19 protein-coding genes and 1 pseudogene are annotated in these 19673 nt (G+C 63.5%); 3 read left to right on the forward strand and 17 right to left on the reverse strand.

All coding sequences use genetic code 11. The features are described 5' to 3' along the window. Nucleotides 1-92: 92 nt before the first annotated feature. From gspM to IFT99_RS03410, 10 genes and pseudogenes are all read right to left on the reverse strand, one after another. Nucleotides 93-683 (reverse strand): annotated as a pseudogene (gene gspM, locus IFT99_RS03365) (type II secretion system protein GspM); the annotation flags it as partial. After that, a complete protein-coding gene (locus IFT99_RS03370; RefSeq protein WP_192130433.1) occupies nt 673-1704 on the reverse strand; it encodes a PilN domain-containing protein in 1032 nt (343 codons plus the stop codon). The gene IFT99_RS03370 and the pseudogene gspM, both read right to left, overlap by 11 nt. Next, nucleotides 1701-2429, reverse strand: a complete 729-nt coding sequence (locus tag IFT99_RS03375) for a type II secretion system protein GspK (protein WP_065989014.1) — start codon at nt 2427-2429, stop codon at nt 1701-1703. The genes IFT99_RS03370 and IFT99_RS03375 overlap by 4 nt, the downstream gene beginning before the upstream one ends. Next, a complete protein-coding gene (locus tag IFT99_RS03380) occupies nt 2426-3037 on the reverse strand; it encodes a prepilin-type N-terminal cleavage/methylation domain-containing protein (RefSeq protein ID WP_192130434.1) in 612 nt (203 codons plus the stop codon). The genes IFT99_RS03375 and IFT99_RS03380 overlap by 4 nt, the downstream gene beginning before the upstream one ends. Nucleotides 3038-3048: 11 nt before the next feature. Further along, the gene (locus tag IFT99_RS03385; RefSeq protein ID WP_192130435.1) at nt 3049-3417 is read right to left on the reverse strand and encodes a type II secretion system protein; all 369 of its coding nucleotides are present in this window, start codon (nt 3415-3417) and stop codon (nt 3049-3051) included. After that, a complete protein-coding gene (locus IFT99_RS03390) occupies nt 3414-3851 on the reverse strand; it encodes a GspH/FimT family pseudopilin (RefSeq protein ID WP_192130436.1) in 438 nt (145 codons plus the stop codon). Before IFT99_RS03390 ends, IFT99_RS03385 begins: the two co-directional genes overlap by 4 nt. A gap of 1 nt (nt 3852) precedes the next feature. Then, complete coding sequence (gene gspG, locus IFT99_RS03395; RefSeq protein ID WP_065989019.1) at nt 3853-4278, reverse strand: type II secretion system major pseudopilin GspG; 426 nt, start codon at nt 4276-4278, stop codon at nt 3853-3855. 10 nt (nt 4279-4288) lie between these two features. Next, the gene (gene gspF / locus IFT99_RS03400) at nt 4289-5491 is read right to left on the reverse strand and encodes a type II secretion system inner membrane protein GspF (protein ID WP_192130437.1); all 1203 of its coding nucleotides are present in this window, start codon (nt 5489-5491) and stop codon (nt 4289-4291) included. 2 nt (nt 5492-5493) lie between these two features. Beyond that, nucleotides 5494-7212 carry a type II secretion system ATPase GspE gene (gene gspE / locus IFT99_RS03405; protein ID WP_192130525.1) on the reverse strand — a complete coding sequence of 573 codons (1719 nt, stop codon included), beginning with the start codon at nt 7210-7212 and terminating at the stop codon, nt 5494-5496. A gap of 110 nt (nt 7213-7322) precedes the next feature. Next, nucleotides 7323-7550 carry a hypothetical protein gene (locus IFT99_RS03410; protein WP_192130438.1) on the reverse strand — a complete coding sequence of 76 codons (228 nt, stop codon included), beginning with the start codon at nt 7548-7550 and terminating at the stop codon, nt 7323-7325. Nucleotides 7551-8020: 470 nt separating this feature from the next. On the opposite strand from IFT99_RS03410, the gene IFT99_RS03415 reads away from it, so the two are divergent. Next, nucleotides 8021-10762: a beta-glucosidase gene (locus tag IFT99_RS03415; RefSeq protein WP_192130439.1), complete on the forward strand. Its 2742-nt coding sequence runs from the start codon at nt 8021-8023 to the stop codon at nt 10760-10762. 144 nt (nt 10763-10906) lie between these two features. Here the strand turns inward: IFT99_RS03415 and IFT99_RS03420 are convergent, their stop codons facing one another. Then, nucleotides 10907-11533, reverse strand: coding sequence for a TetR/AcrR family transcriptional regulator (locus tag IFT99_RS03420; RefSeq protein ID WP_192130440.1), 627 nt, complete (start codon nt 11531-11533; stop codon nt 10907-10909). 289 nt (nt 11534-11822) lie between these two features. Between IFT99_RS03420 and IFT99_RS03425 the strand changes: the two genes are divergently transcribed. Continuing rightward, nucleotides 11823-12044 (forward strand): hypothetical protein, encoded by a 222-nt coding sequence (locus IFT99_RS03425; protein ID WP_192130441.1) that lies wholly within the window; start codon nt 11823-11825, stop codon nt 12042-12044. A gap of 47 nt (nt 12045-12091) precedes the next feature. Here IFT99_RS03425 and IFT99_RS03430 read toward each other — a convergent pair whose 3' ends face one another. The 6 genes from IFT99_RS03430 to IFT99_RS03455 all read right to left on the reverse strand — a co-directional run bounded on the left by IFT99_RS03430 (nt 12092) and on the right by IFT99_RS03455 (nt 18352). Next, nucleotides 12092-12232 (reverse strand): DUF2256 domain-containing protein, encoded by a 141-nt coding sequence (locus IFT99_RS03430; RefSeq protein ID WP_065989039.1) that lies wholly within the window; start codon nt 12230-12232, stop codon nt 12092-12094. After that, entirely contained in the window at nt 12229-13767 is a 1539-nt protein-coding gene (locus IFT99_RS03435) for a cryptochrome/photolyase family protein (RefSeq protein WP_192130442.1), read from the reverse strand. Before IFT99_RS03435 ends, IFT99_RS03430 begins: the two co-directional genes overlap by 4 nt. A gap of 186 nt (nt 13768-13953) precedes the next feature. After that, a complete protein-coding gene (locus IFT99_RS03440) occupies nt 13954-14259 on the reverse strand; it encodes a protealysin inhibitor emfourin (RefSeq protein WP_065989052.1) in 306 nt (101 codons plus the stop codon). 25 nt (nt 14260-14284) lie between these two features. Next, entirely contained in the window at nt 14285-15349 is a 1065-nt protein-coding gene (locus tag IFT99_RS03445) for a M4 family metallopeptidase (protein ID WP_192130443.1), read from the reverse strand. 973 nt (nt 15350-16322) lie between these two features. Further along, nucleotides 16323-17069: a response regulator transcription factor gene (locus tag IFT99_RS03450; protein ID WP_192130444.1), complete on the reverse strand. Its 747-nt coding sequence runs from the start codon at nt 17067-17069 to the stop codon at nt 16323-16325. Beyond that, entirely contained in the window at nt 17054-18352 is a 1299-nt protein-coding gene (locus tag IFT99_RS03455) for a GAF domain-containing sensor histidine kinase (RefSeq protein WP_192130445.1), read from the reverse strand. Before IFT99_RS03455 ends, IFT99_RS03450 begins: the two co-directional genes overlap by 16 nt. Before the next feature lie 327 nt (nt 18353-18679). Here IFT99_RS03455 and IFT99_RS03460 point away from each other — a divergent pair, with 327 nt between their 5' ends. Beyond that, a complete protein-coding gene (locus IFT99_RS03460; RefSeq protein WP_244656875.1) occupies nt 18680-19654 on the forward strand; it encodes an ABC transporter substrate-binding protein in 975 nt (324 codons plus the stop codon). Nucleotides 19655-19673: the final 19 nt, after the last annotated feature.

The following is a 19673-nucleotide window of genomic DNA, read 5'->3' on the forward strand; positions in this document are numbered from 1 at the left end:
TCCAGATCGGCCTGCTCGGCGGGATCAGGCTGCTGCCGGGCGTCGGTCTCTGGCTCGGCGGCGGGGGCTTTGGACGGCAGCGCCTTGTGCGGCGCGGCCTGTTGCAGATACCCGCGCAACAGCATATGCACCTGCAAGCGGCCGGCGCCGCCACTGGCCGGTGCCGAGGTGGCCCGGCGAATGCTCAGGTTGTCGATGAACAGAAACGGCTGGCCGTATTCCAGCTCGTGGAGCAAACCCACCAGCGGCTCCATGGCGCAGTCGAGGGTCAGGCTGACTTTGACCTGACGATAGGGCTCGGCACTGTCGCGCTCGGGGGTGATCGGCATGCGTTGGGTTACCTGGCAGCCGGGGCCCTGATCGGCGTGGGCCTTGACCAGATCGAGGCTGCGTTGCATCAGGTCGGCGGCCACGGCGCTGGGGTCTTCGCCGGGCAACAGACTGCTGCGGCTCGACGGGTCGCGGCGGGCGGCCTGCAACTGCTGCTCAAGGCTGCCGCGTTGAGCGAGTGCGCCGGCATAGCGTTGCTCTTGATGGCGCAGGGTCTCGGCCAGTTCCTGAAGGTCGCTCAACGGATCAAGAAACCAGCTCTGCACCAGCAGCCACCAGGCCGCCCACAGCACCAGAGCCAGGGCGATCAGCGCGGCACCGCGACGTTCGCGCGGGGTCAGTTCACGGCGCATCGGCGGCCTCCTTGGGCAGCTGGGCGCGCAGGGAAAAGCGCTCTTTGCCGGTCTGCGCATCGGGCTGAATGATCCCCTGGAACTGCGCGTCGGTCAGGGTGCGGCAGTCTTTCATGCGGCTGATGAGGGCACTGGCCTTGGCGCTCTGGCCGGTGATCGACACGCTGCCGCCGTCGGAAATCTCCAACTGCTCGACCCACGTGTCAGCGCCCAGGCAACCGGTGAGGTCGGCGAGCACGCTGGAGGTGGTGGGTTGCGCGGCCTTTTGCTGGGCCAGGTAGCGTGCGGCGCCTTGGGTGTTGATCAATTCGCGGCGCAGGTTCTGTACGGCTTGCACCTGGCTGTGTTGCTCGTCGACGTGCTGTTGCATCGCTTCGACTTGCACCGTACGCGCATCCAGCCAGAGCACCATGCAGGTCAGCAGCAAGGCGCCACAGACCACGGCAAGGAAGCGCGGCAGGCGTGCGGAACCTGCGGTCGCTGGCTTCAGCTCGGCCGGCAGCAGATCGACATTCAGCCGTTCGCCCTTGGCGTTGCGCGCATCCACGGCATAGAGCGACAGGCCACGGTCCTTGCAGCTGTCGATGATCGGCTGCAAACGCTCGCGCAGCACCGCCACCAGCAGCACCTGCGCCAGGGTTTTGCCTTTGCTGGTGACGCGGGCGACGTAATGCATCTGCTCGCGGGGGTAGGGCGTGTACTTGTCCAGCTCGAAGCCGACCACGCTGTGCAGATCCCGCAGCGCCGCCAGCGGCAGTTGCAACGGTTGCGCCAGCACCATGCCGGCGGGGAGCATCAGGATCAGCCGCTCCCCGCTCTCGTGGGCAATGTGCTCGGGCAGGGGCCAGTCGATCAGCCGCTCCCGCACCTGGGGCATCAGCCGCGCGCGGACGCTGGCGGGCAGCATCGCCTGCAACTCGTCCAGCCACGCCTGCCACAGGTGCTGCGCCGGGCTGTCACGCCACTGACTGCGCACCCGGGCCTGCAAGGGCGCCAGTTGCTGTAAAAGTGATTGCTTCATTCTTGCCAACGCAGAACGCGATACGGTCGCGCTCCCTCCTTCGATGGGTTCAATAACAACGTGACGTTGAGCGTCGTGGTGTAACCGCCGGGCAATGTCGCCTGGCTTCGAATACTGATGACCGGTCCTGCGTCTTCGGTTGCGGGCCCGGCCTGGGGCAGCCCCAGCGCTTGCCGCAGCCAGGGCGACGTCATGCGCGGATCCGGCGCGCTCAGGCCGCTCCATAACGTGACATGCGGGCTGGCGCACTGGTACAGCGGCTGGCCGATGCCCGGCAGTTCGCGCACTTCCTCGACCATCCGCAGCGGCGCCCGGCCACCGCCACGACGCTGTTCCAGGCCCTGCGCCACTTGCCGCGCCAGATCCGGATTCGCGCCGCACGCCACCAGCAGGCGGGTAAAGGATTCCGCCGGTGCCGCGTTGAGGTCGAGCTTGCCGGTCTCGCTGCCCAGGCTCACCGCCAGCGCGGCGTCATCGAAACGCAATTCATGGGGCTGGTTGTCGGCTTTCCAGTGCCGCACCGGGTCGCGGTCCAGCTGCGCCAGCACCGCCATACCGATCCCGGCTTCAGCGGCGAGCACCCCTTGGGTGTGCTGGCGTTGCCACAGGGCCTGGCGGTTCTGCAAATGCACCCAGCCGAGCAAACCGGCCAGCAGGGTACTGAGCAGCGCCAGCACCCACAACACCAGCAGCAATGCGACGCCTTTTTGCCGACGTTCATTCATAGCGTGTGCGCCTCGCCGGACAGGTCCAGGCGCAGGTTGATGCTCTGTAATGGCCACGGCACGGGGCCGCCCAGTTGCGCGTCGATGCGCACGCTGATCGGCAGGCGCCCCGGCCAAGGCCAGTGATCCAGCCATGCAGTCGATTCACCGGTGGGCGACACGCCGCGATAACTCAGTTGCAGCGAGCGCACGTCGTGCAACAGCACTTGGGGCTCTTCGGCCGGCAGCAAGGCCTGGCCGCGCAACCGCTCCAGACTGATCTGCAAACGCTGACCGGCCACCAGCGTCACGCTGTGCCGGTACAAACCGCCGCCGAGTGTGGCGGGCAGCGGCCCATAGAAACGCATGGCCTGGGCATCGCCCTCGAACACCGGCGCCTGGCCGGGCTCGGACCCGCCGGCCGCCAGTGGCAGCGCCTGGCCGATGGCGTGGCGCAAGAAATTCTGTGTCGAACGTATTTCATCGAGCCGCGTGCTGTAGCGCTCGGCCTTGGCCATGGCGCGGTTGGCCCCGGTGATCGCCGCGCCGACCATGGTCAGCAGCACGCCGAGCAGGCTCAACACCACCAGCACTTCGAGCAAGGTGAAACCTTGGCATTGGCGCGTCATTGAACGGCGCCTCATTGCCCGGCACCTGAGTCTGAGCTGCGCACTTGCAGGCTGCTGTAATGGGCGCGCCGCGCGCCGTCGCTCACCTCAAGGTCCAGGCGCCAGGCCGTCGCCGGTGCATTGCCGCGGGGCAGCGCGCTGACCTCCATCTGCCAGGTCACGCCGCTCCACTTGCCTTCGGTCCGACCCGGCTGCAAGCGACCGGCGCTGGCTTCATCCATCAACGAACGCGCGGCCAGACTCAGCCGATCACTGCGCTGGGCCTGCTGCAAAGCCCGCGCGCTCTGCCCGAACGCCACCACCAGCACGCTGCTGCACACCGCCAGCACCGCCAGGGCAGCGAGCATCTCCAGCAATGTGAAACCGCGCTGACGCGTCAATTGAGCGTGCGCAACTGAACGTTGCCGGTCAGCCAGTTGATGTCCACGCGCCAGTGTTTGTCGCCCCGGGCCAGCAGCAGATGGCCGCCGCTGGAACCGCCGTCGGGATAGAACTCGAACGCCGGGCCCAGGCCGTCGGCGGTCTGCAATTGCACGCGCATGTCGTCGGGCAGTTGCACCGGCTTCAGGTGCGGGCCCTGAAGGCGTCCGTGGCGCAGGTCAAAGCGTGTCTGCGCCGGTTGCCCGCTGACGATCGCCTGCACCCGCGCCGCGCGCAGGGATTGCACCACTTCGCTCAACGCCCGACGCTCACCGGCCGCGTGCAAGCCCCGACCCACGCCAAAGCTCACCAGGCCGACGCTGATGCCGATCAGAACGATCACCACCAGCAATTCGAACAGGGTGAAGCCGCGGGCGCGGGGCAGGGCGCGCATGTTATTCCCAGTTACCGATGTCGGCCTTGTAGCCGTCACCGCCAGGCTGGCCGTCCTGACCGAAGAAGATCAGGTCAAAGCTGCCGTGCTCGCCCGGGTAGCGGTAGCCGAACGCGTGGCCGAAGGGATCTTTCAGGTCCGAAGGCTTGGCGTACGGGCCGGCCCAGCCAGTGGCGTTGGCCGGCTTGGTCACCAGTTGCTGCAGATTGGCCGGCGGCGTGCCGACGTCCAGGCCGTAGCTTTCGACCTTCATGCCGAGGCTGGCGAGTTGCGCCTTGCCTGCGCCGTACTTGCCCTTGTCGACGTTGCCGCCGACCTGACGCACGACGATGGTGGCGACAATGCCCAGCAGCACGATCACGGCGAGCATTTCCAGCAGGGTGAAACCGCCCTGGCGACGGCCTTGGGCAGCGTTGAATCGGGACATGTGTATTTCCTCAAATGTTACTGGTAAGGCTCATCAGCGGCAGCATGATGGCGAGCATGATCACCGCCACCATCACCGCCATGACAACGGTCAGGCTCGGCACCAGCGCCGCGAGCAGACGGTCGATGCCGCGCTTGGCTTCGACGTCGAACACGTCGGCAACCTTGAGCAGCATGCCGTCGAGGTTGCCGGCCTGTTCGCCGACTTCGATCATCTGCAGGGCCAGTTCCGGCAGCAGCGGTTGCTCGCCGAATGCCTGGGCCAGCGTGCCGCCACCCTTGACCCACTCGGTGGCCTGCTCGACCTGGGCGCGCAGGGCGTAGTTGCCGCACACCTGACGGACGATGGTCATCGCCTGCAACAGCGCGACGCCATTGCTCAGCAGCGTGCCGAGGGTGCGCGCCAGACGCGCGGCTTCGATCCGCTGCAACAGCGGGCCGATGACTTTTATAAACAGCAGGCGCCGGTCATGACGCTGGCGCCTTTGCGGATCGCGACGCAGCACCGCGACGGTCCAGATCAGGCCGACGATCGCACCGAGCAGCAGCAACCCGTAAGCGCTGAGGAACTCCCCCAGCCACAGGATCGCCTGGGTTATGAAGGGAATCGGCACGCCCAAGTCACGAAAGATCGGCACGAACTGCGGCACCACGTAGGCCAGCAGCAGGGCCAGCGAACCGAGCACGCCGACCACCAGAAAGATCGGGTAGATCAGCGCATTGATGACTTCGCCGCGCAGCATCTGGCTGCGCTCCAGGTACTCGCTGAGTTGACGCAGGGTGTTTTCCAGAGAGCCGCCGGCTTCGCCTGCGCGGACCATGCTGATGTACAGGCTGGAAAACTGGCCGTGCTCTTCTTCCAGCGCCTGGCTCAAGGGTTTACCGGCCTTGACCTGTTCGCGAATGCGTTCGAGCAGCGCCTGACGCTTGGGCTCGTGGGTCTGCTTGAGGAGGATGGTCAGGGCGCGTTCCAGCGGCTGGCCGGCGCCGAGCAGGGTAGCCAGTTGCTGGGTGAAACTCACCAGCGCCGCGCCGTTCATGGCGCCCCGGCGCATGGCCGCACGCAGGCCGCTGTTGGTACTGGCCTCAAGGCTGAGCAGCAACAGGCCGCGTTTGTGCAGGACGGCTGTTGCCGCGGTCTGATCGGCGGCTTCGAGGGTGCCGTGTTGGGCGACGCCGTCGGCATCCAGGGCGCGGTATTTGAAATGGGCCATGGTCAGTCGCCACGCGTAACGCGCAGCACCTCTTCAAGGGAGGTCACGCCGGCCACCGCCTGGCGCAGGCCTTCTTCATACAGGGTGCGCAGGCCACCACGGCGGGCCGCCTGTTCCAGCGTCGAGGCATCGGCCTGACGCATCAGCAGGCCGCGCAGTTCTTCGTTCATCACCAGCAATTCGGTGATGGCGCTGCGGCCGTGATAACCGCCGCCGGGCAATTCGCTCGCGGGGCGATACAGGGTGATGGGACGCTGATCGGTGAAGCGGTCCAGGCCGTGCTCGGCGACCAGTTCCGGCGGTGCTTCGAAGGCGATGCGCGTGAGCGGATCGAGCCTGCGCACCAGCCGCTGGGCCAGAATGCCTTTGACGGTGGAGGCGATCAGGTAGCTTTCGACGCCCATGTCCAGCAGCCGCGTGATACTCGCCGCCGCACTGTTGGTGTGCAGGGTCGAGAGCACGAGGTGACCGGTCAGGGACGATTGAATGGCGATGCGGCAGGTTTCCAGGTCACGCATCTCGCCGATCATGATCACGTCCGGGTCTTGCCGGACGATTGAGCGCAGGGCGCCGGCGAAGTCCAGACCGATGGCCGGCTTGACCTGAATCTGGTTGATGCCCTCGAGCTGATACTCGACCGGGTCTTCCACGGTGATGATCTTGCGCTCGGCGGTGTTGAGCCGTGACAGCGCGGTGTACAGCGTGGTGGTCTTGCCGGAACCGGTGGGGCCGGTGACCAGCAGAATGCCGTGGGGGTTTTCCAGCACGTCGAGGAAGTTCTGCAGGCGCTCGCCGTCCATGCCCAGGCTGGGGAAGTCGAAGCTGACGGTCTGCCGATCCAGCAAACGCATCACCACCGACTCGCCGAAACTGGTGGGCACCGTGCTCACCCGCAAATCCAGCTCTTTACCCTGGATGCGCAGCATGATCCGGCCGTCCTGGGGAAGGCGCCGCTCGGCAATGTCCAGCCGCGCCATGATCTTCAGTCGCGAAATAATGGCAGCTGAAGAACTGGAGGGCGGTGCTTCCGCTTCGTGGAGCACGCCGTCGATGCGATAGCGCACTTTCAGCTGGCTCTCGAAGGGCTCGATATGAATGTCGGAAGCGCGTTGCTCGACGGCCCGCTGCAGGATCAGGTTGACCAGCCGAATCACCGGCGCCTCGGACGCGAGGTCCTTGAGGTGCTCGATGTCTTCTTTGGCGCCGTCGTGCTCGTCGAGGGTTTCGATCAGCGAGCCCATGGCTGAGCGGCCCTGGCCGTAATAACGCTCGATCAGCCCGTCGACCTCGCTGCCGGCGCCGACCGACACGTACACCGGCGCCTGACAGGCGTAGGCCACGGCGTCCAGCCCATAGGCATTGCCCGGGTTGGCGGCCAGCACGTGCACGCCATCGGCGTGGACGCCGATGGGCAGCAGGCGATAGTGGCGCAGAAAGCGTTCGCTCAACTCTGGCAACGGCTCGCCGGACAGCGTCACGTTTTCCGCCAGCAGCAGCGGCGCCTGCAGCGTTGAGGCCCACGCCTTGGCCAGGTCCAGTTCGGACACCAGCCCTAAGCGGGTCAGCAATTCGGTCAGCGAACTGCCTTCCGACTCTTGGGCCAGTCGCTGTGCCCGTTCCAGATCACCTGTCTTGAGCCCGGCATTGGCCAACAGCCAGGCACACAGCGCTTCGGCCGAGTGCGCGGTGAGTTGCTGGCTATTGATAGGGGACAGAGGAATGGACACAGCACCGGTTCAAATAAGAGAGGCCTCTGACGAGACCTCGGGGGGGATCAATTACATAACGTGCTTAACAGTATGCTGCTTAACAGCAACTGAACGGCAGTGCGTTAGTTTGTCGCAGATGAAGTTTTAGCGGACGGACGGCCACGCTTGTTTTCATCAGCCTGATTCTGTTTGGTGGCTTTTTTCACGGCTTTTGCATCTTGCGTCTGGGTCATGACGGTAGAATCTGCTGCGCCGGAGATAGTTTCCTGAGTGTCGGAATCAGCGGCCATAGTTGCAGTTGCGAACGACAGGGTCAGTGCAGCGATGGCGCCCAGTACTGGCAGTTTCATGTGTTGTTTCTCCAATGTTTGTCATGTGTTTGAAATGATCGAAACGCTGGCTCGCAGCGCAGGTTCATCACTCGCTCGGGGAGCGAACCCCAGCATTTACGGGGTTTCAGGGGGTGAGCGGTGAAAATTGCTAAACCTACAGACCTGTAGGTTTAGCAAGAGTTCAGATGATGTATCAAAAAATGTCGAGTTTGTTCGAGATTGATTATTTTGTTTGACATCAATTGAAAACAATTGCCTTAATTTAAACGTCTCGGGCAATGCTCGTGCAGTTGGGTGGCTCATCGCCATTAACATAAGTTACAGAAGATCATATTGCCCCTACTCATCGTCCTGTTATAACGCCACTTTCCGTTCGCCGATGTTCTTTCGAGAAATATCGGTATAGGCAGCTTATTGCCTGAAAACAAAGGCTTTTGGCGTGTCAACTGCGACAAATGAGCGCGGGTGGTACTTGGAGAGCGTCCCCTATGCGAAACCGTAAAACTTTCGGTGCCCACTCGGCACTGGCTTTGTTGAGCCTGGCCATCTGCCACGCCAACGCAGCCGATACCACCACCCAAGAGCAACTCGCTGCCAAGGAACTGCGCGCGGACAAAGCCGCAGAAAAAACCCTGGCGAAGATGACTCAGGAAGAAAAGCTGGCCTACATCGGCGGCATCGGCGGCTGGGACGTCAAACCGCTCAGCCAGTACGGCGTGCCACAGATCCACGGCGCTGACGGCGGCGCAGGCATCCGTTACACCAGCGAAGGCAACGATCCGGGCGTGGTCTATCCGTCCGGCCCGAACCTGGCGTCCACCTTCAATCCGCGCCGCGCCATCGATTTCGGCCGCGCCCTGGGCTACGACACCGCCAGCGGCGGCTACCAGTTCGTCACCGGCCCGGGCATGAACCTGTACCGCATGCCGTGGAGCGGCCGTGCCTTCGAATACCTCTCCGGTGAAGACCCGTTCCTCGGCGCCAGCCTGGGTCCTGCGGTGATCAACGGTATCCAGCAGCGTCGCGTTTGGGCGGAAGCCAAGCACTACGCCGGTAACGACCAGGAAACCAACCGCTTCATCCTGAATCAGGTCATGCCTGAGCGCGTCCTGCGCGAGATGACCCTGCCGCCGTTCGAATCCGCCACCAAGAACAGCACCGTGGCGATGATGATGTGCTCGTTCCAGAAAGTGAACGGCGAGTACGCATGCGAGAACAAGCACCTGATCGCCGACATCCTGAAAAAGGAATGGGGCTTCAAGGGTCTGGTACAGAGTGACTACAACGCCGTCGTCCACGGTCTGCCAGCGGCACAAGCCGGCACCGACCTGGACATGATGGGCGGCCAGATGAACAGCAAGGTGCTCAAGCCTTACCTGGACAGTGGCGAGCTGGACATGGCGACCATCGACGACAAGGTCCGCCGCATCCTGAAGAACATCTACCTGTACCAGTTCGACAAGTTCGCACCGCTGACCACGCACAACATGAACAGCGCTACCAGCAACAAGGTCGCGCTGAACATCGCTCGCGAAGGTATCGTGCTGCTGAAAAACCAGGGCGACGTGCTGCCGCTGGACAAGAACAAGGTCAAGCGCATCGCCGTCGTTGGCGACCTGGCCAAGTACGCGCCGCCGACCGGTTTCGGCAGTGCTCACGTTGACGCCACCCGTTACATCAGCGAGCTGAGCGGTCTGCGCCAGATCGCACCGGGTGCTCAGGTGGAGTTCCTCGACAGCCTGTCCCTCGACCCGACAGCGATGCACTGGACCACCACCGACAGCAAAGGCAACAGCGTTGCGGGCATGAAGACCGAGTACTTCAACAACGCCACCTGGTCCGGCGATCCTTCGGCCACCCAGATCGACACCTACGTCAACCTGGACTGGTCCACCGACAGCGTGCCGAGCAACGGCGACACCGCCAACACCTCGATTCGCTGGAGCGGTCAGGTCACCCCGACCATCAGCGGCGACCAGGTCTTCAAAATCCGTGCCGACGGCGCTGTGCGTCTGTGGGTCAACGGCGAGAAGGTCATCGACAACGGCGACGGTGAGAACATCACCAACAAGAGCATTCCGCCGACCATCCCCGTTTCCGGCAAGATCAAGCTGGAAGCCGGCAAGGCCTACGACGTGAAGCTTGAGTACTCGCGCCGTGACGGCTACCTGTCGACCATGGGCGGCCTGGTGGGCGTGCAGATGTCGACCGCTTCGCTGACCGCACCTTCAGACCTGTCGCAATACGACGCGGTCGTGGTTGCCGTCGGTAACAGCGCTGAATACGAAGGTGAAGGTTTCGACCACAGCTTCGATCTGCCTGAATACCAGAACGAACTGATCCAGAACATCGCCAAGGCCAACCCGAACACCGTGGTGACCATGCACGGCGGCACCGCGCTGAAAATGAGCGACTGGATCGACCAGGTTCCGGCTGCGTTGCACGCGTTCTACCCAGGTCAGAACGGTGGTCAGGCCCTGGCCGAGATCCTGTTCGGCAAGGTCAACCCGTCGGGCAAGCTGCCGATCAGTATCGAGCGCAACATCGAAGACAATCCGCTGTATAAGGATTTCCCGGCCTTCGATAACACACGCACCAAGGTCAAGGAAATCACCTACGCCCACGATCTGACCATGCTCGGTTACCGTGGCTACGACAAGACCAACACCAAACCGCTGTTCGCGTTCGGTCACGGCCTGTCGTACACCCAGTTCACCTACAACAACATCTCGGTCACCCCGGGCGTTGCAGTGGGCAACACGCCGATCAAGGTCTCGTTCGACCTGACCAACAGCGGCAAGCGTGCCGGTTCCGAAGTCGCCGAGCTGTACGTCGGCCAGCAGAACCCGACCGTCGAGCGCGCCGTCAAAGAGCTGAAAGGCTACAAGAAGGTCTTCCTGCAGCCGGGCGAAACCCGTCACGTCACCATCGAACTCAACGATCGTTCGCTGGCGTACTTCGACGAGGCAAGCAAGCAGTGGGTGATCGATGCCGACACCTTCAACATCAGCCTGGGCGCGGCCTCGGACGACATCCGTCTGAACGCCAAGCTGGTCAACTCGTTCCGCCAGCAACTGTCGACCACCACCAGCAACCCGCTGCCACGTTCGGCGCTGAACTCGGTCAAAGTGACCCTGCCAGCGGTGAAGACCGGCGGTGTGCTTGATCAGGCCGAAGGCACCGACGCAGCCGATGGCAACAGCGACTACGACGGCAACACCGAGTACTGAGTGATCACAACGGGAAAGGGCTGAAACACTGGCCGGTGTCGGGATCTGATCCCGGTGCTGGCTGAGGCCTGAACCCGCGTGGCAACTTGAGCTCGAGTGACAGAGAGTGAGGCGATCCGGCCAGCCCGGATCGCCTCATTTTTTTTAGGCGCGGATAGCGCGCTCGACCTGGGCCATGTAACTGTCGAAACGCTGCACCAGATCCACTTTGTCCGGGAAGCGCAGCCACTGCAGCTGCAACCCGTCCATCATCGCCAGTATCTGGTGGATGAGCGCATCCAGGTCCACATCCCCACGCACCTCGCCGGTGGCCACCAGATGGTCGAGCCGTGCCCGCATACGCCCGTGAATCTTCACGTAGCGAGACTGAAACCACTCCCACCCCGGATGACTCTCCACCAGGCTTTCGGCATTGAGCATGCTGAACGCGCGAATCACGCCGGGCGCCGTCGCGCTGGAACGGTTGATCTGCCGAAGGCCGCTGACGAAGCCCTGCAGCGTCGGCTCGCTGTGCAGGCTGCTGATCACCTTGTGGTTGACCTCGTCGCGGCGCGCGAGCACGCCCATCAGCAAGGCGACCTTGTTCGGAAAGTGGTGCAGCACGCCCGCCACCGAGATGCCGGCGATGTCGGCGATGCGGGCAATGGAGGAACCGGTGTAGCCCTCCAGCGAAAACAGTTGCAGCGCGGCGTCGAGAAGTTCTTCGCGGCGCTTTTCACCCTTGGGTGCGCGACGGGTGCGGGGGAGTGTGTCTGACGTATTTCCTGTCATCGGGTTTACCTGGCGTCTCCATGATTTGCAGGTGTCTGGGCGATTCAGCAGGCCTTTCCCGTCGCCGGATTGCGAGGCGCAAAAGGCAAAACGGGCGCGGCACGTCGTCGCGGCGGCTGAAACGGCACGCTCTGTTTAAGGGCGCGACCGGATTTTGGCAAGCGAAAACTGATATTCAGGACTGTCGCCGAGCGGGCACCACCGTTCGGGTGAGGCCCTTCCAGAAAGTGGGAACTCCCGTCGCGCGTGCCTCTCCTTTGAAGTAACTGACCCACAAGGAGGATCCACTGTGAACGAACAAGCCAATCCCGGAATCGCCTATCTGATCGAATGTGCCCAGGAGACGACGATCGATTCGCGGCTGTTTGCCATTTACGAAGCCCTGGCCGAAGCGGGCGGGCTCGTTCCCCAGGAATACTTGATCAAGGTGGCACGCGAGACCACGGCCGGCCCCAAGCAGCAATTGTTGATCAGGCTGATCGGCCGAGCCAGTCGCGCACAGGTCCACTGATCAGGCGGGGCACCCCAGGTGGGCCCTCTGACGCCGATTGAACCCTTTCACGACTCGGAGCGCTTGCCCCGCCGGCAGCGCTCCGAGCAGTAACGCACCTCATCCCAGCAGCGCGCCCATTTTTTCCGCCAGGTGAACGGCAGTCCGCAGACCACGCAGGTTTTCACGGGCAGCTCGCTCTTCTTCAAATCGCCTCTCCGGCGTCGAGTTTGCCCAGCAGCGACTCGCCCCTTTGCCACAGCGCGTCCTGCTTCGCCTCAGTCATCCGATCAAGATTTTTGTAGACCATGCCCATGCGTTGATTGGCACGCAGCAGGTTGCTGTGGCGCATCACGAAATGCCAGTACAGCGAATTGAACGGGCAAGCGTCTTCCGTGGTGCTTTCCTTGACCTTGTAGGCGCAGGTGCCGCAGTAGTCGGACATGCGCTTGATGTACTGGCCGCTGGCGCAATAGGGCTTGGAACCGAGGTAGCCGCCATCGGCGTGCATGACCATGCCGAGGGTGTTGGGCAGCTCCACCCATTCGAAAGCGTCCATGTAGATCGCCAGGTACCACTCGCAGATTTGCGTGGGCGCGATGCCGGCCAGCAGGGCGAAGTTGCCGGTGACCATCAGCCGCTGAATGTGATGGGCGTAGGCGTGTTCAAGACTCTGGCCGATGGCCTGGCTCATGCAGTTCATTTTGGTCTGGCCGGTCCAGTAGAACTCTGGCAGCGCGCGGGTGTTGCCGAATGCGTTGCCGTCGGCGTAGTCCGGCATCTTCAGCCAGTAGACGCCGCGCACGTATTCCCGCCAGCCGATCAGTTGGCGGATGAAACCCTCGGCGGCGTTCAGCGCGACGCCGCCCGACCAGTACGCCGACTCCACGTCGCTGCATACCTGGCGCAGGTCGAGCAAGCCGATGTTCAGCGCCGCGCTGATGCGCGCGTGGAACAGGAAAGGCTCGTCGATGGCCATGGCGTCCTGATAGTCGCCAAACGCAGCCAATCCGTAATCGAGGAAGTACTGCCACAGGGCCTGGGCGTCGGTGTGGGTCACCGGGTAGTCGAAATTGTCCAGCGAGCCGTAGTGGCCGGAGAACCGTTCACCCACCAGTTCCAGCACGTCGCGGGTGATGGCGTCCGGGGCGAAACGCGCGGGATAGGGCGCGGCGACCTTCTTCGGCAGCGCCTTGCGGTTTTCGGCGTCGAAGTTCCAGGCACCGCCCACCGGCGTGCCGTCGCTGTTGAGCAGCAGCCGCTGCTTGCGGCGCATTTCGCGGTAGAAGAACTCCATGCGCAGCTGAACCTTGCCGCTGGCCCATTGGGCGAACGCTTCGCGTGAGCACAGAAAGCGCGTGTCGCTGTGCCAGACCAGCGGCAGGCCGCATGCTCTGGCCGAGTGCTCCAGACGCCAGTCACCGCACTCGGTGACGTGGACTTCCTCGGCCTGCAACGACGCGTGCCAGCGCTGCAATTCGGTCGGCACCGAGCCTGTGTTCAGCGCATCGTCCAGCGTCACGTACTGGACGATGATGCCGCGCTCCTGCAGCGCCTGGGCGAAATGGCGCATGGCGCTGAAGATCAGTGCGATTTTCTGCGGGTGATGGGGGACATGGGTGGCTTCTTCCATGACCTCGACCATCAGCACGGCATCGCGTGCGGGGTCCAGTTCGGCGAGGGAAGCCAGGTCGAACGACAACTGGTCGCCGAGGACCAGGCACAGACGGCGGACAGGCATCATGGGCAGGTCTCGGGTGACAAGGACGGTTTGCCGGGCATCGGCTTTGCCTGGGTGTGAGCGGCAGGGGGCGAGTGAAGGTCGGGCAAGGGATTCCTGAATGGCGGCAAGTGATGGCAGGGAAGGGAGTGAAGCGCCGAGCAGAGCGTTCTGCCCGGCGCGCAGTCAGGGGTCCAGGCGGTCAGGGGGCTATCCGGACACGTGGCGCCTGACGCACTGCATCAGGCCTTGCAACGGACCGGACTCCACCGGCGCGGGGACGCAGACGGTGCGCTCCCGGTCGCCTTCGCTGATGGTCAGCGTGTAATGCTGCATGCCGCGCAACGCACGGGCCGGGCGCCGACCTTCCGGCAACGCGAAGAACTCGGACGCGTCGACCAACTGCCGCAGCTCTCGCTGGTCGGGTTCGGGCAGGGCGTCCACTTCAATGGTGTTGGGCTTGTTCAGCCCGGGAAAAAAAGCGACCCCGCCGCTTTCGCTGAATGAGATACGCATGTGGGTGGTTCCTCGTCATGGCGGATCATTGCGCGTTAATGCCCACGGCCGCCCAGCCTTCTTGTACCGCGATTTGGGCCGCTTCGCCTACACCGTACAGCCGGCCGGCAACGTCATGGGTGATCCGCGCAAACCGCACGAAGCCGGCATTTGGGCGCAGACGTGAATCGCGCAGCGCGTCATACCAGATGCGCCCGGCCTTTTCCCAGGCATGACCGCCGATGCGCGTCGCCACTTGATAGAACGCGTGGTTGGGAATGCCCGAGTTGATGTGCACGCCACCGTTGTCGTCGTAGGTGTGGACGAAGTCGTCCATGTGGCCCGGTTGCGGGTCCTTGCCCAGCACGGCGTCATCGAACGCGGTGCCGGGGGCTTTCATCGAGCGCAGGGCGGTGCCGGTGATCTGGTCGGTGAACAGCCCTTCACCGATCAGCCAGCTGGCTTGTTTGGCGGTTTGTTTCAGGGCGTACTGCTTGATCAGCGAGCCGAATACGTCAGACATGGACTCGTTCAGCGCGCCGGCCTGGTTGAAGTAGACGAGCCCGGCTTCGTCTTCGGTGACGCCGTGGGCCAGTTCGTGGCCGATCACGTCGAGGGCGATGGTGAAGCGGTTGAACAGTGACTGGTCGCCGTCGCCGAAGACCATCTGCGCGGAGTTCCAGAAGGCGTTGTTGTAGCCCTTGCCGAAGTGCACGGTGGCGTCGAGGGCCATGCCGGCGTCGTCGATGGAGTTGCGGTCGAAGACGTCGAAGAAGAAGTCGAAGGTGGCGCCGAGGCCGTCGTAGGCTTCGTCGACGGCGATGTCGCCGCTGACGGGCTGGCCTTCGCCGCGTACGAGGGTGCCGGGCAGGGTTTCGCCGCCGTCGGCGGTGTAGACGGAGCGTCGTTTGCCGGTGGGGGCTACGGCGGCCAGGTGAACGAGGCGTCGATCGGGTTGTGCGCTGAGGCGCAGGGAGCGGAAGGTGTTGTCTTTGGCGCGCGTGCGCAGGGCCGCTTCGCGCTGGGCTTTGTTGCCGTTGCGGGCTATCTGGTCGAGCAGGTAGGGCGGGATGAGGCAAAGAATGGGGTTACGCGTGTGGTTCCTGCACATGGGCAATGCTCCTGAGTGACATCGTTCAGTTGAGCGAGGCGTCGCGGTCTCGCTTTAATCGACAAGCGCGGTTGATCTTGCGTTCCCCGAGGTCAAGAGCGTCTGCCTGGGGGCAGACTGTTTCGCCTTCGGCGAGTTACTTGGAAAAGCACCCCAAGTAACCAAGGGTGCCTGCTCCTGGTTTGGCCCTTCCTTCGTCAGGGTTCCTTCACTCCGGTCTCGCTCCGTGGGCCCGCCGCCATCCGCCATCCATGGCGGGGGGCGGCTCTCGCGGCATCCATGCCGCTCGGCCCACTCCGCGAGACCTGCGTTCAGCCTGCACCCAAGTCGCGATTGGCGGTGACTGGACTTTTTGCGTATGAAGATCAAAGGCGCCTCTAAAGCAGATCAAAAGCTTCCCGGCTAAAGCCGGTCCTACAGTCGGCGCCCATCCCTCTGGGTGTATGCGATTGCTTAGTAGGACCGGCTTTAGCCGGGAAGAGGCCAGCTCAGGCGCCGACATGATCGTTCCCACGCTCCGCGTGGTAACGCAGCCCAGGACGCTCCGCGTCCCGAAGACGACGCTCATTCAGGCCGGGGGAGGTGACGCGGAGCGTCACAGGATGCATTCCCACGCGGAGCATGGGAACGATCACGCGAGAGCACGCGGTCCAATCGTAGGACCGGCTTCAGCCGGGAAGCCTTTGATCTGCTTTTGATCTTCTCCGCGGTAGTTCAAGCACCGCAAAACGCGACTTTGGTGCAGGCTGACCGGAGTGAAGGAACCCTGACGAAGGAAGGGCCCAACCGAGAGCAAGCACCCTTGGTTACTTGGGGTGCTTTTCCAAGTAACTCGCCGAAGGCGAAACAGTCTGCCCCCAGGCAGACGCCCTTGATCTTCTCTCAGCCGCACCGCGCACTCCGGGGACAGATTAATTTACGGTGAAGCGCTGTAAATAAATCAGTCCCCTCCAAACCGGTCCCCTCCAAACCGTCAATCCCTTCCAACCCGATGCCGTGCCGGGTTCTTCAGCCACAGTTGCAGTTCGGCCTCGGCCTGTTCCAGCGCGGTGCGGTTGAGCAGGCGGCGGAGCAGGGCGACGTTCACGGCGCGGGCGCGGAGGTTGAAGGCGGTGCTGCGCTCACCCGCCGCATCGGGCTGATAGACGCCGAGCTTTTCGTACAGCTGCTGCAGCCGGTTCTGCACGCTGCGCAGCGACAGGTTGCGGCGGGTGGCGATGGTGCGGTCGGTCAGGCCGAGGGCGATGTCTTGCAGCACCTCGTATTCGCCATCACTCAGCCCGGACAACTGATCGTGGGCCTTGAGCTGCACGCCGCGAATCTCGCGGTCGATCACGCACTGCTGCTCGATGAACAATCCCCGCAACGCCAGACGCAAGCGTTCTTCCGAAGCGGTCTTGAGGATGTAACCGTAGGCCGCGCCCTGGGGCACGATCCGCGCGATACCCCGCACGTAGGCCTCGTCGGAGTAATTCGACCAGAACAGAATCGACGTGTCCGGCTGCTGCCGCCAAATGGTCTTGGCCGCTTCGACGCCGGTGCGGCAGGGCATCTGCAGGTCCATCACCACCGCGTCCACCGGGCTCTGACTAAACATTTGCTCGCCGATCCGGCCGTCTTCGGCCTCCAGCAAGCGCGTGCATTCCGGCAGGGCCACTTCGATCACTTCGCGCAGGAACGCCCGGTGCACCGGGTCGTCTTCAATCAGCAGGACTTGCATGGCGTCTCCGTTAAAAACGCAGGCGCGCAAACAGCTGCCGCCTCATCAACGATGGCGAGATCAGCCAGCGGCAGGCACACCCTTACCCGGGTGCCTCGCCCGTCGGGCCCGCGTTCGATAAACAACTGCGCCGCCATCAGTTGCGCGCGCACCTGCATGTTCTGAATGCCGCCGCTGTTGAAACCATTGCCCACGTCCAACCCAAGGCCGTCATCGTCAATCGTCAGTTGCAACAGACCGCCTGTGTGGCTGATGTGGATGACGATACTGTCCGGCATCGCGTGCCTGATCGCGTTGTTCACCGCTTCCTGAATGATGCGGAACACCGCGACTTTCACCGACTCGGGCAAGCGGTCGCCCATGCCGTCGGTGCTGTCCTGCAGGCGCGTTTCGATGCTCAGGCCGCTGTCGCGCACGCTGCGCCGCAACAGGTCTTCAACGCCTTCTTCAAAGCCGAACAGCTGCAGCACCGTCGGCTTGACCGCATCAATGAGCTGTCGCAGCTCCTGCATGCTGTCCTTGAGGGCCCGGGCAATCCCGCGCAAGTCCTCGCCCGGCACGCTGGGCAGGGTTTGCAGGCGGGCAATGCGCCGGTGCAGGCGGGTCATGTCGGCGAGGGTCTGGTCATGCAAGTCCATGCCCACCCGCTGCCGTTCGCGCTCCAGCTCTTCGGTCAGACGCAGCGCGCCCTGGCGCAGACCTTCCTCCCGCGCACGCACTTGGGCTTCGGCGATTGCCAGTTGCTTGGCCTGCTCGGTCTGGCGCAGGGCGTACACGTAGGAGGCCAGGAGATCGGCGACGTGCTGGGTGTGGCGCACGTCGTCCAGGGTGTAGAAATGCTCGGTGTGTTTCGAGCAGCTCAGCGCGCCGATGATTTCGCCCCGCGCGCGCAGAGGCACGTGCAAGCGGCTGCGCAGGCGGGCGTCGAAAATCGGGTGGTTGACGGCGCCGGGGAAGGCGAAGCGTGCGTCGTTCATGGCGTCGTGGGTCAACAGAAACGCCTGCTCGCCCAACAGCACGGCGCGGATCGGGCTGGTGTGCACCGGCATCGGCTGGGCGACATCGCCCCACAGGGTGTGCACGCCGCTTTCATAGGTGATGTGCTCGCGGCCGTCGAGCACGAACAGGCACACGTCGAGGTGGTCGTGGGGCAGAATCGGGCTGATTTCCCGGGAGACGGCGTCGATCATCGACTGGAAATCCAGCTGGCCGGCGAGGGCGCGGGAAATACCGAGAAAATGATGCAGCACGTCTTCGGCAAGGGTGTGCGGTCGCTGTGCCATGGGCTCCAACCTGTTTTTATTGTCTGGATAGAACACTTTTTGTAAACGAACAGGGATGCAGTCCGGGCATTATGGCCCCTGTGCAGCAAAAAGAACGCTGGATCCTGCAGGTCGCTTGCGGGATCCCGCATCAGGTCTGCACGATTGACCACTGACGCTCTTCACCGGCCAGTGCAGACTCGCCGCGTACTGTTCGTAATAAGGTGCGACCGACGCCGTCGGCCACCCTGCAGCCCCCATAAAAATAACAAGGGTTCAACTATGAAAAGTCGTCGTCATCCGCTACGCCGTTCATTGCTGTGTGCCGCACTGGCTGTGGCGCCCCTGATGGCTCTGCCCGTCGCCTCCCACGCCGATACGGCCGACAAGAAGATCGCGCTCTCCAACAATTACGCCGGCAACTCCTGGCGCCAACTGATGCTCGCCAGCTGGCAGCAGACCACCGACAAAGCCGTCAAGGATGGCCTGATCGCGTCGGCTGACAGTTTCACCACGGCGGAAAACCAGGCCACCGAGCAGGCCGCGCAAATCCAGAACCTGATCCTTCAGGGTTATGACGCCATCGTGATCAATGCCTCGTCGCCAACCGCCCTCAACGGCGCGGTGAAGCAGGCCTGTGACGCCGGGATCATTGTCGTGTCCTTCGACGGCACCGTTTCCGAACCCTGCGCGTACCGCATCTCCATGGACTTCAAGCAGACCGGCATCGAGCAGATGGACTACCTCGCCGGGCGCTTCCCTCAGGGCGCCAATGTGCTGGAAGTGCGCGGGCTGGCCGGCGTGTCGGTGGACGAGCGCATTCACTCCGGCATCACCGCCGGCGCGCAGAAGCACCCGAACCTGAAAGTGGTCGGCGAAGTGAACGGCAACTGGTCACCGACCGTCGCGCAGAAAGCCGTTTCCGGCGTGCTGCCCAGCCTGCCGAAAGTCGACGCCGTGGTGACCCAGGGCGGCGAAGGCGTCGGCATTGCCCAGGCCTTTGTCGCGGCAGGCCGTCCGTTGCCGGCGATCATCTTCGGCAACCGCGAAGAAGAGCTGAGCTGGTGGAAAAAGCAAAGCGATGCCCAGGGCTATCAGAGCTTCTCCATCAGCAGCGGACCGAGTATTTCCAGCCTGGCGTTCTATGTCGCGCAGCAGCTGCTCGACGGCAAGCAGATGCCCCATGACCTATTGTCGCCTGCGGTCACCGTCACTCAGCAGACCCTCGACGCCAGCCTGAAGGACCTGCCCAAGGGCGGGATCGTCAGCGAGACCTACAGCGTCGACGACGTCGCCAGGCTCAAGCCCGCCGCTTCCCTGTGAGCTTTCCCCTGTGAGCCTG

Source organism: Pseudomonas sp. CFBP 8772, from assembly GCF_014841665.1.
In the GTDB taxonomy this organism is placed as follows: Bacteria; Pseudomonadota; Gammaproteobacteria; order Pseudomonadales; family Pseudomonadaceae; genus Aquipseudomonas; species Aquipseudomonas graminis_B.

Coding starts and splice junctions, on each gene's coding strand:
- IFT99_RS03370 (WP_192130433.1), bottom strand. CDS start 1,704: ATGAAGCAATCACTTTTACAGCAACTGGCGCCCTTGCAGGCCCGGGTG.
- IFT99_RS03375 (WP_065989014.1), bottom strand. CDS start 2,429: ATGAATGAACGTCGGCAAAAAGGCGTCGCATTGCTGCTGGTGTTGTGG.
- IFT99_RS03380 (WP_192130434.1), bottom strand. CDS start 3,037: ATGACGCGCCAATGCCAAGGTTTCACCTTGCTCGAAGTGCTGGTGGTG.
- IFT99_RS03390 (WP_192130436.1), bottom strand. CDS start 3,851: ATGCGCGCCCTGCCCCGCGCCCGCGGCTTCACCCTGTTCGAATTGCTG.
- gspG (WP_065989019.1), bottom strand. CDS start 4,278: ATGTCCCGATTCAACGCTGCCCAAGGCCGTCGCCAGGGCGGTTTCACC.
- gspF (WP_192130437.1), bottom strand. CDS start 5,491: ATGGCCCATTTCAAATACCGCGCCCTGGATGCCGACGGCGTCGCCCAA.
- IFT99_RS03410 (WP_192130438.1), bottom strand. CDS start 7,550: ATGAAACTGCCAGTACTGGGCGCCATCGCTGCACTGACCCTGTCGTTC.
- IFT99_RS03415 (WP_192130439.1), top strand. CDS start 8,021: ATGCGAAACCGTAAAACTTTCGGTGCCCACTCGGCACTGGCTTTGTTG.
- IFT99_RS03420 (WP_192130440.1), bottom strand. CDS start 11,533: ATGACAGGAAATACGTCAGACACACTCCCCCGCACCCGTCGCGCACCC.
- IFT99_RS03435 (WP_192130442.1), bottom strand. CDS start 13,767: ATGATGCCTGTCCGCCGTCTGTGCCTGGTCCTCGGCGACCAGTTGTCG.
- IFT99_RS03440 (WP_065989052.1), bottom strand. CDS start 14,259: ATGCGTATCTCATTCAGCGAAAGCGGCGGGGTCGCTTTTTTTCCCGGG.
- IFT99_RS03445 (WP_192130443.1), bottom strand. CDS start 15,349: ATGTGCAGGAACCACACGCGTAACCCCATTCTTTGCCTCATCCCGCCC.
- IFT99_RS03450 (WP_192130444.1), bottom strand. CDS start 17,069: ATGCAAGTCCTGCTGATTGAAGACGACCCGGTGCACCGGGCGTTCCTG.
- IFT99_RS03455 (WP_192130445.1), bottom strand. CDS start 18,352: ATGGCACAGCGACCGCACACCCTTGCCGAAGACGTGCTGCATCATTTT.
- IFT99_RS03460 (WP_244656875.1), top strand. CDS start 18,680: ATGGCTCTGCCCGTCGCCTCCCACGCCGATACGGCCGACAAGAAGATC.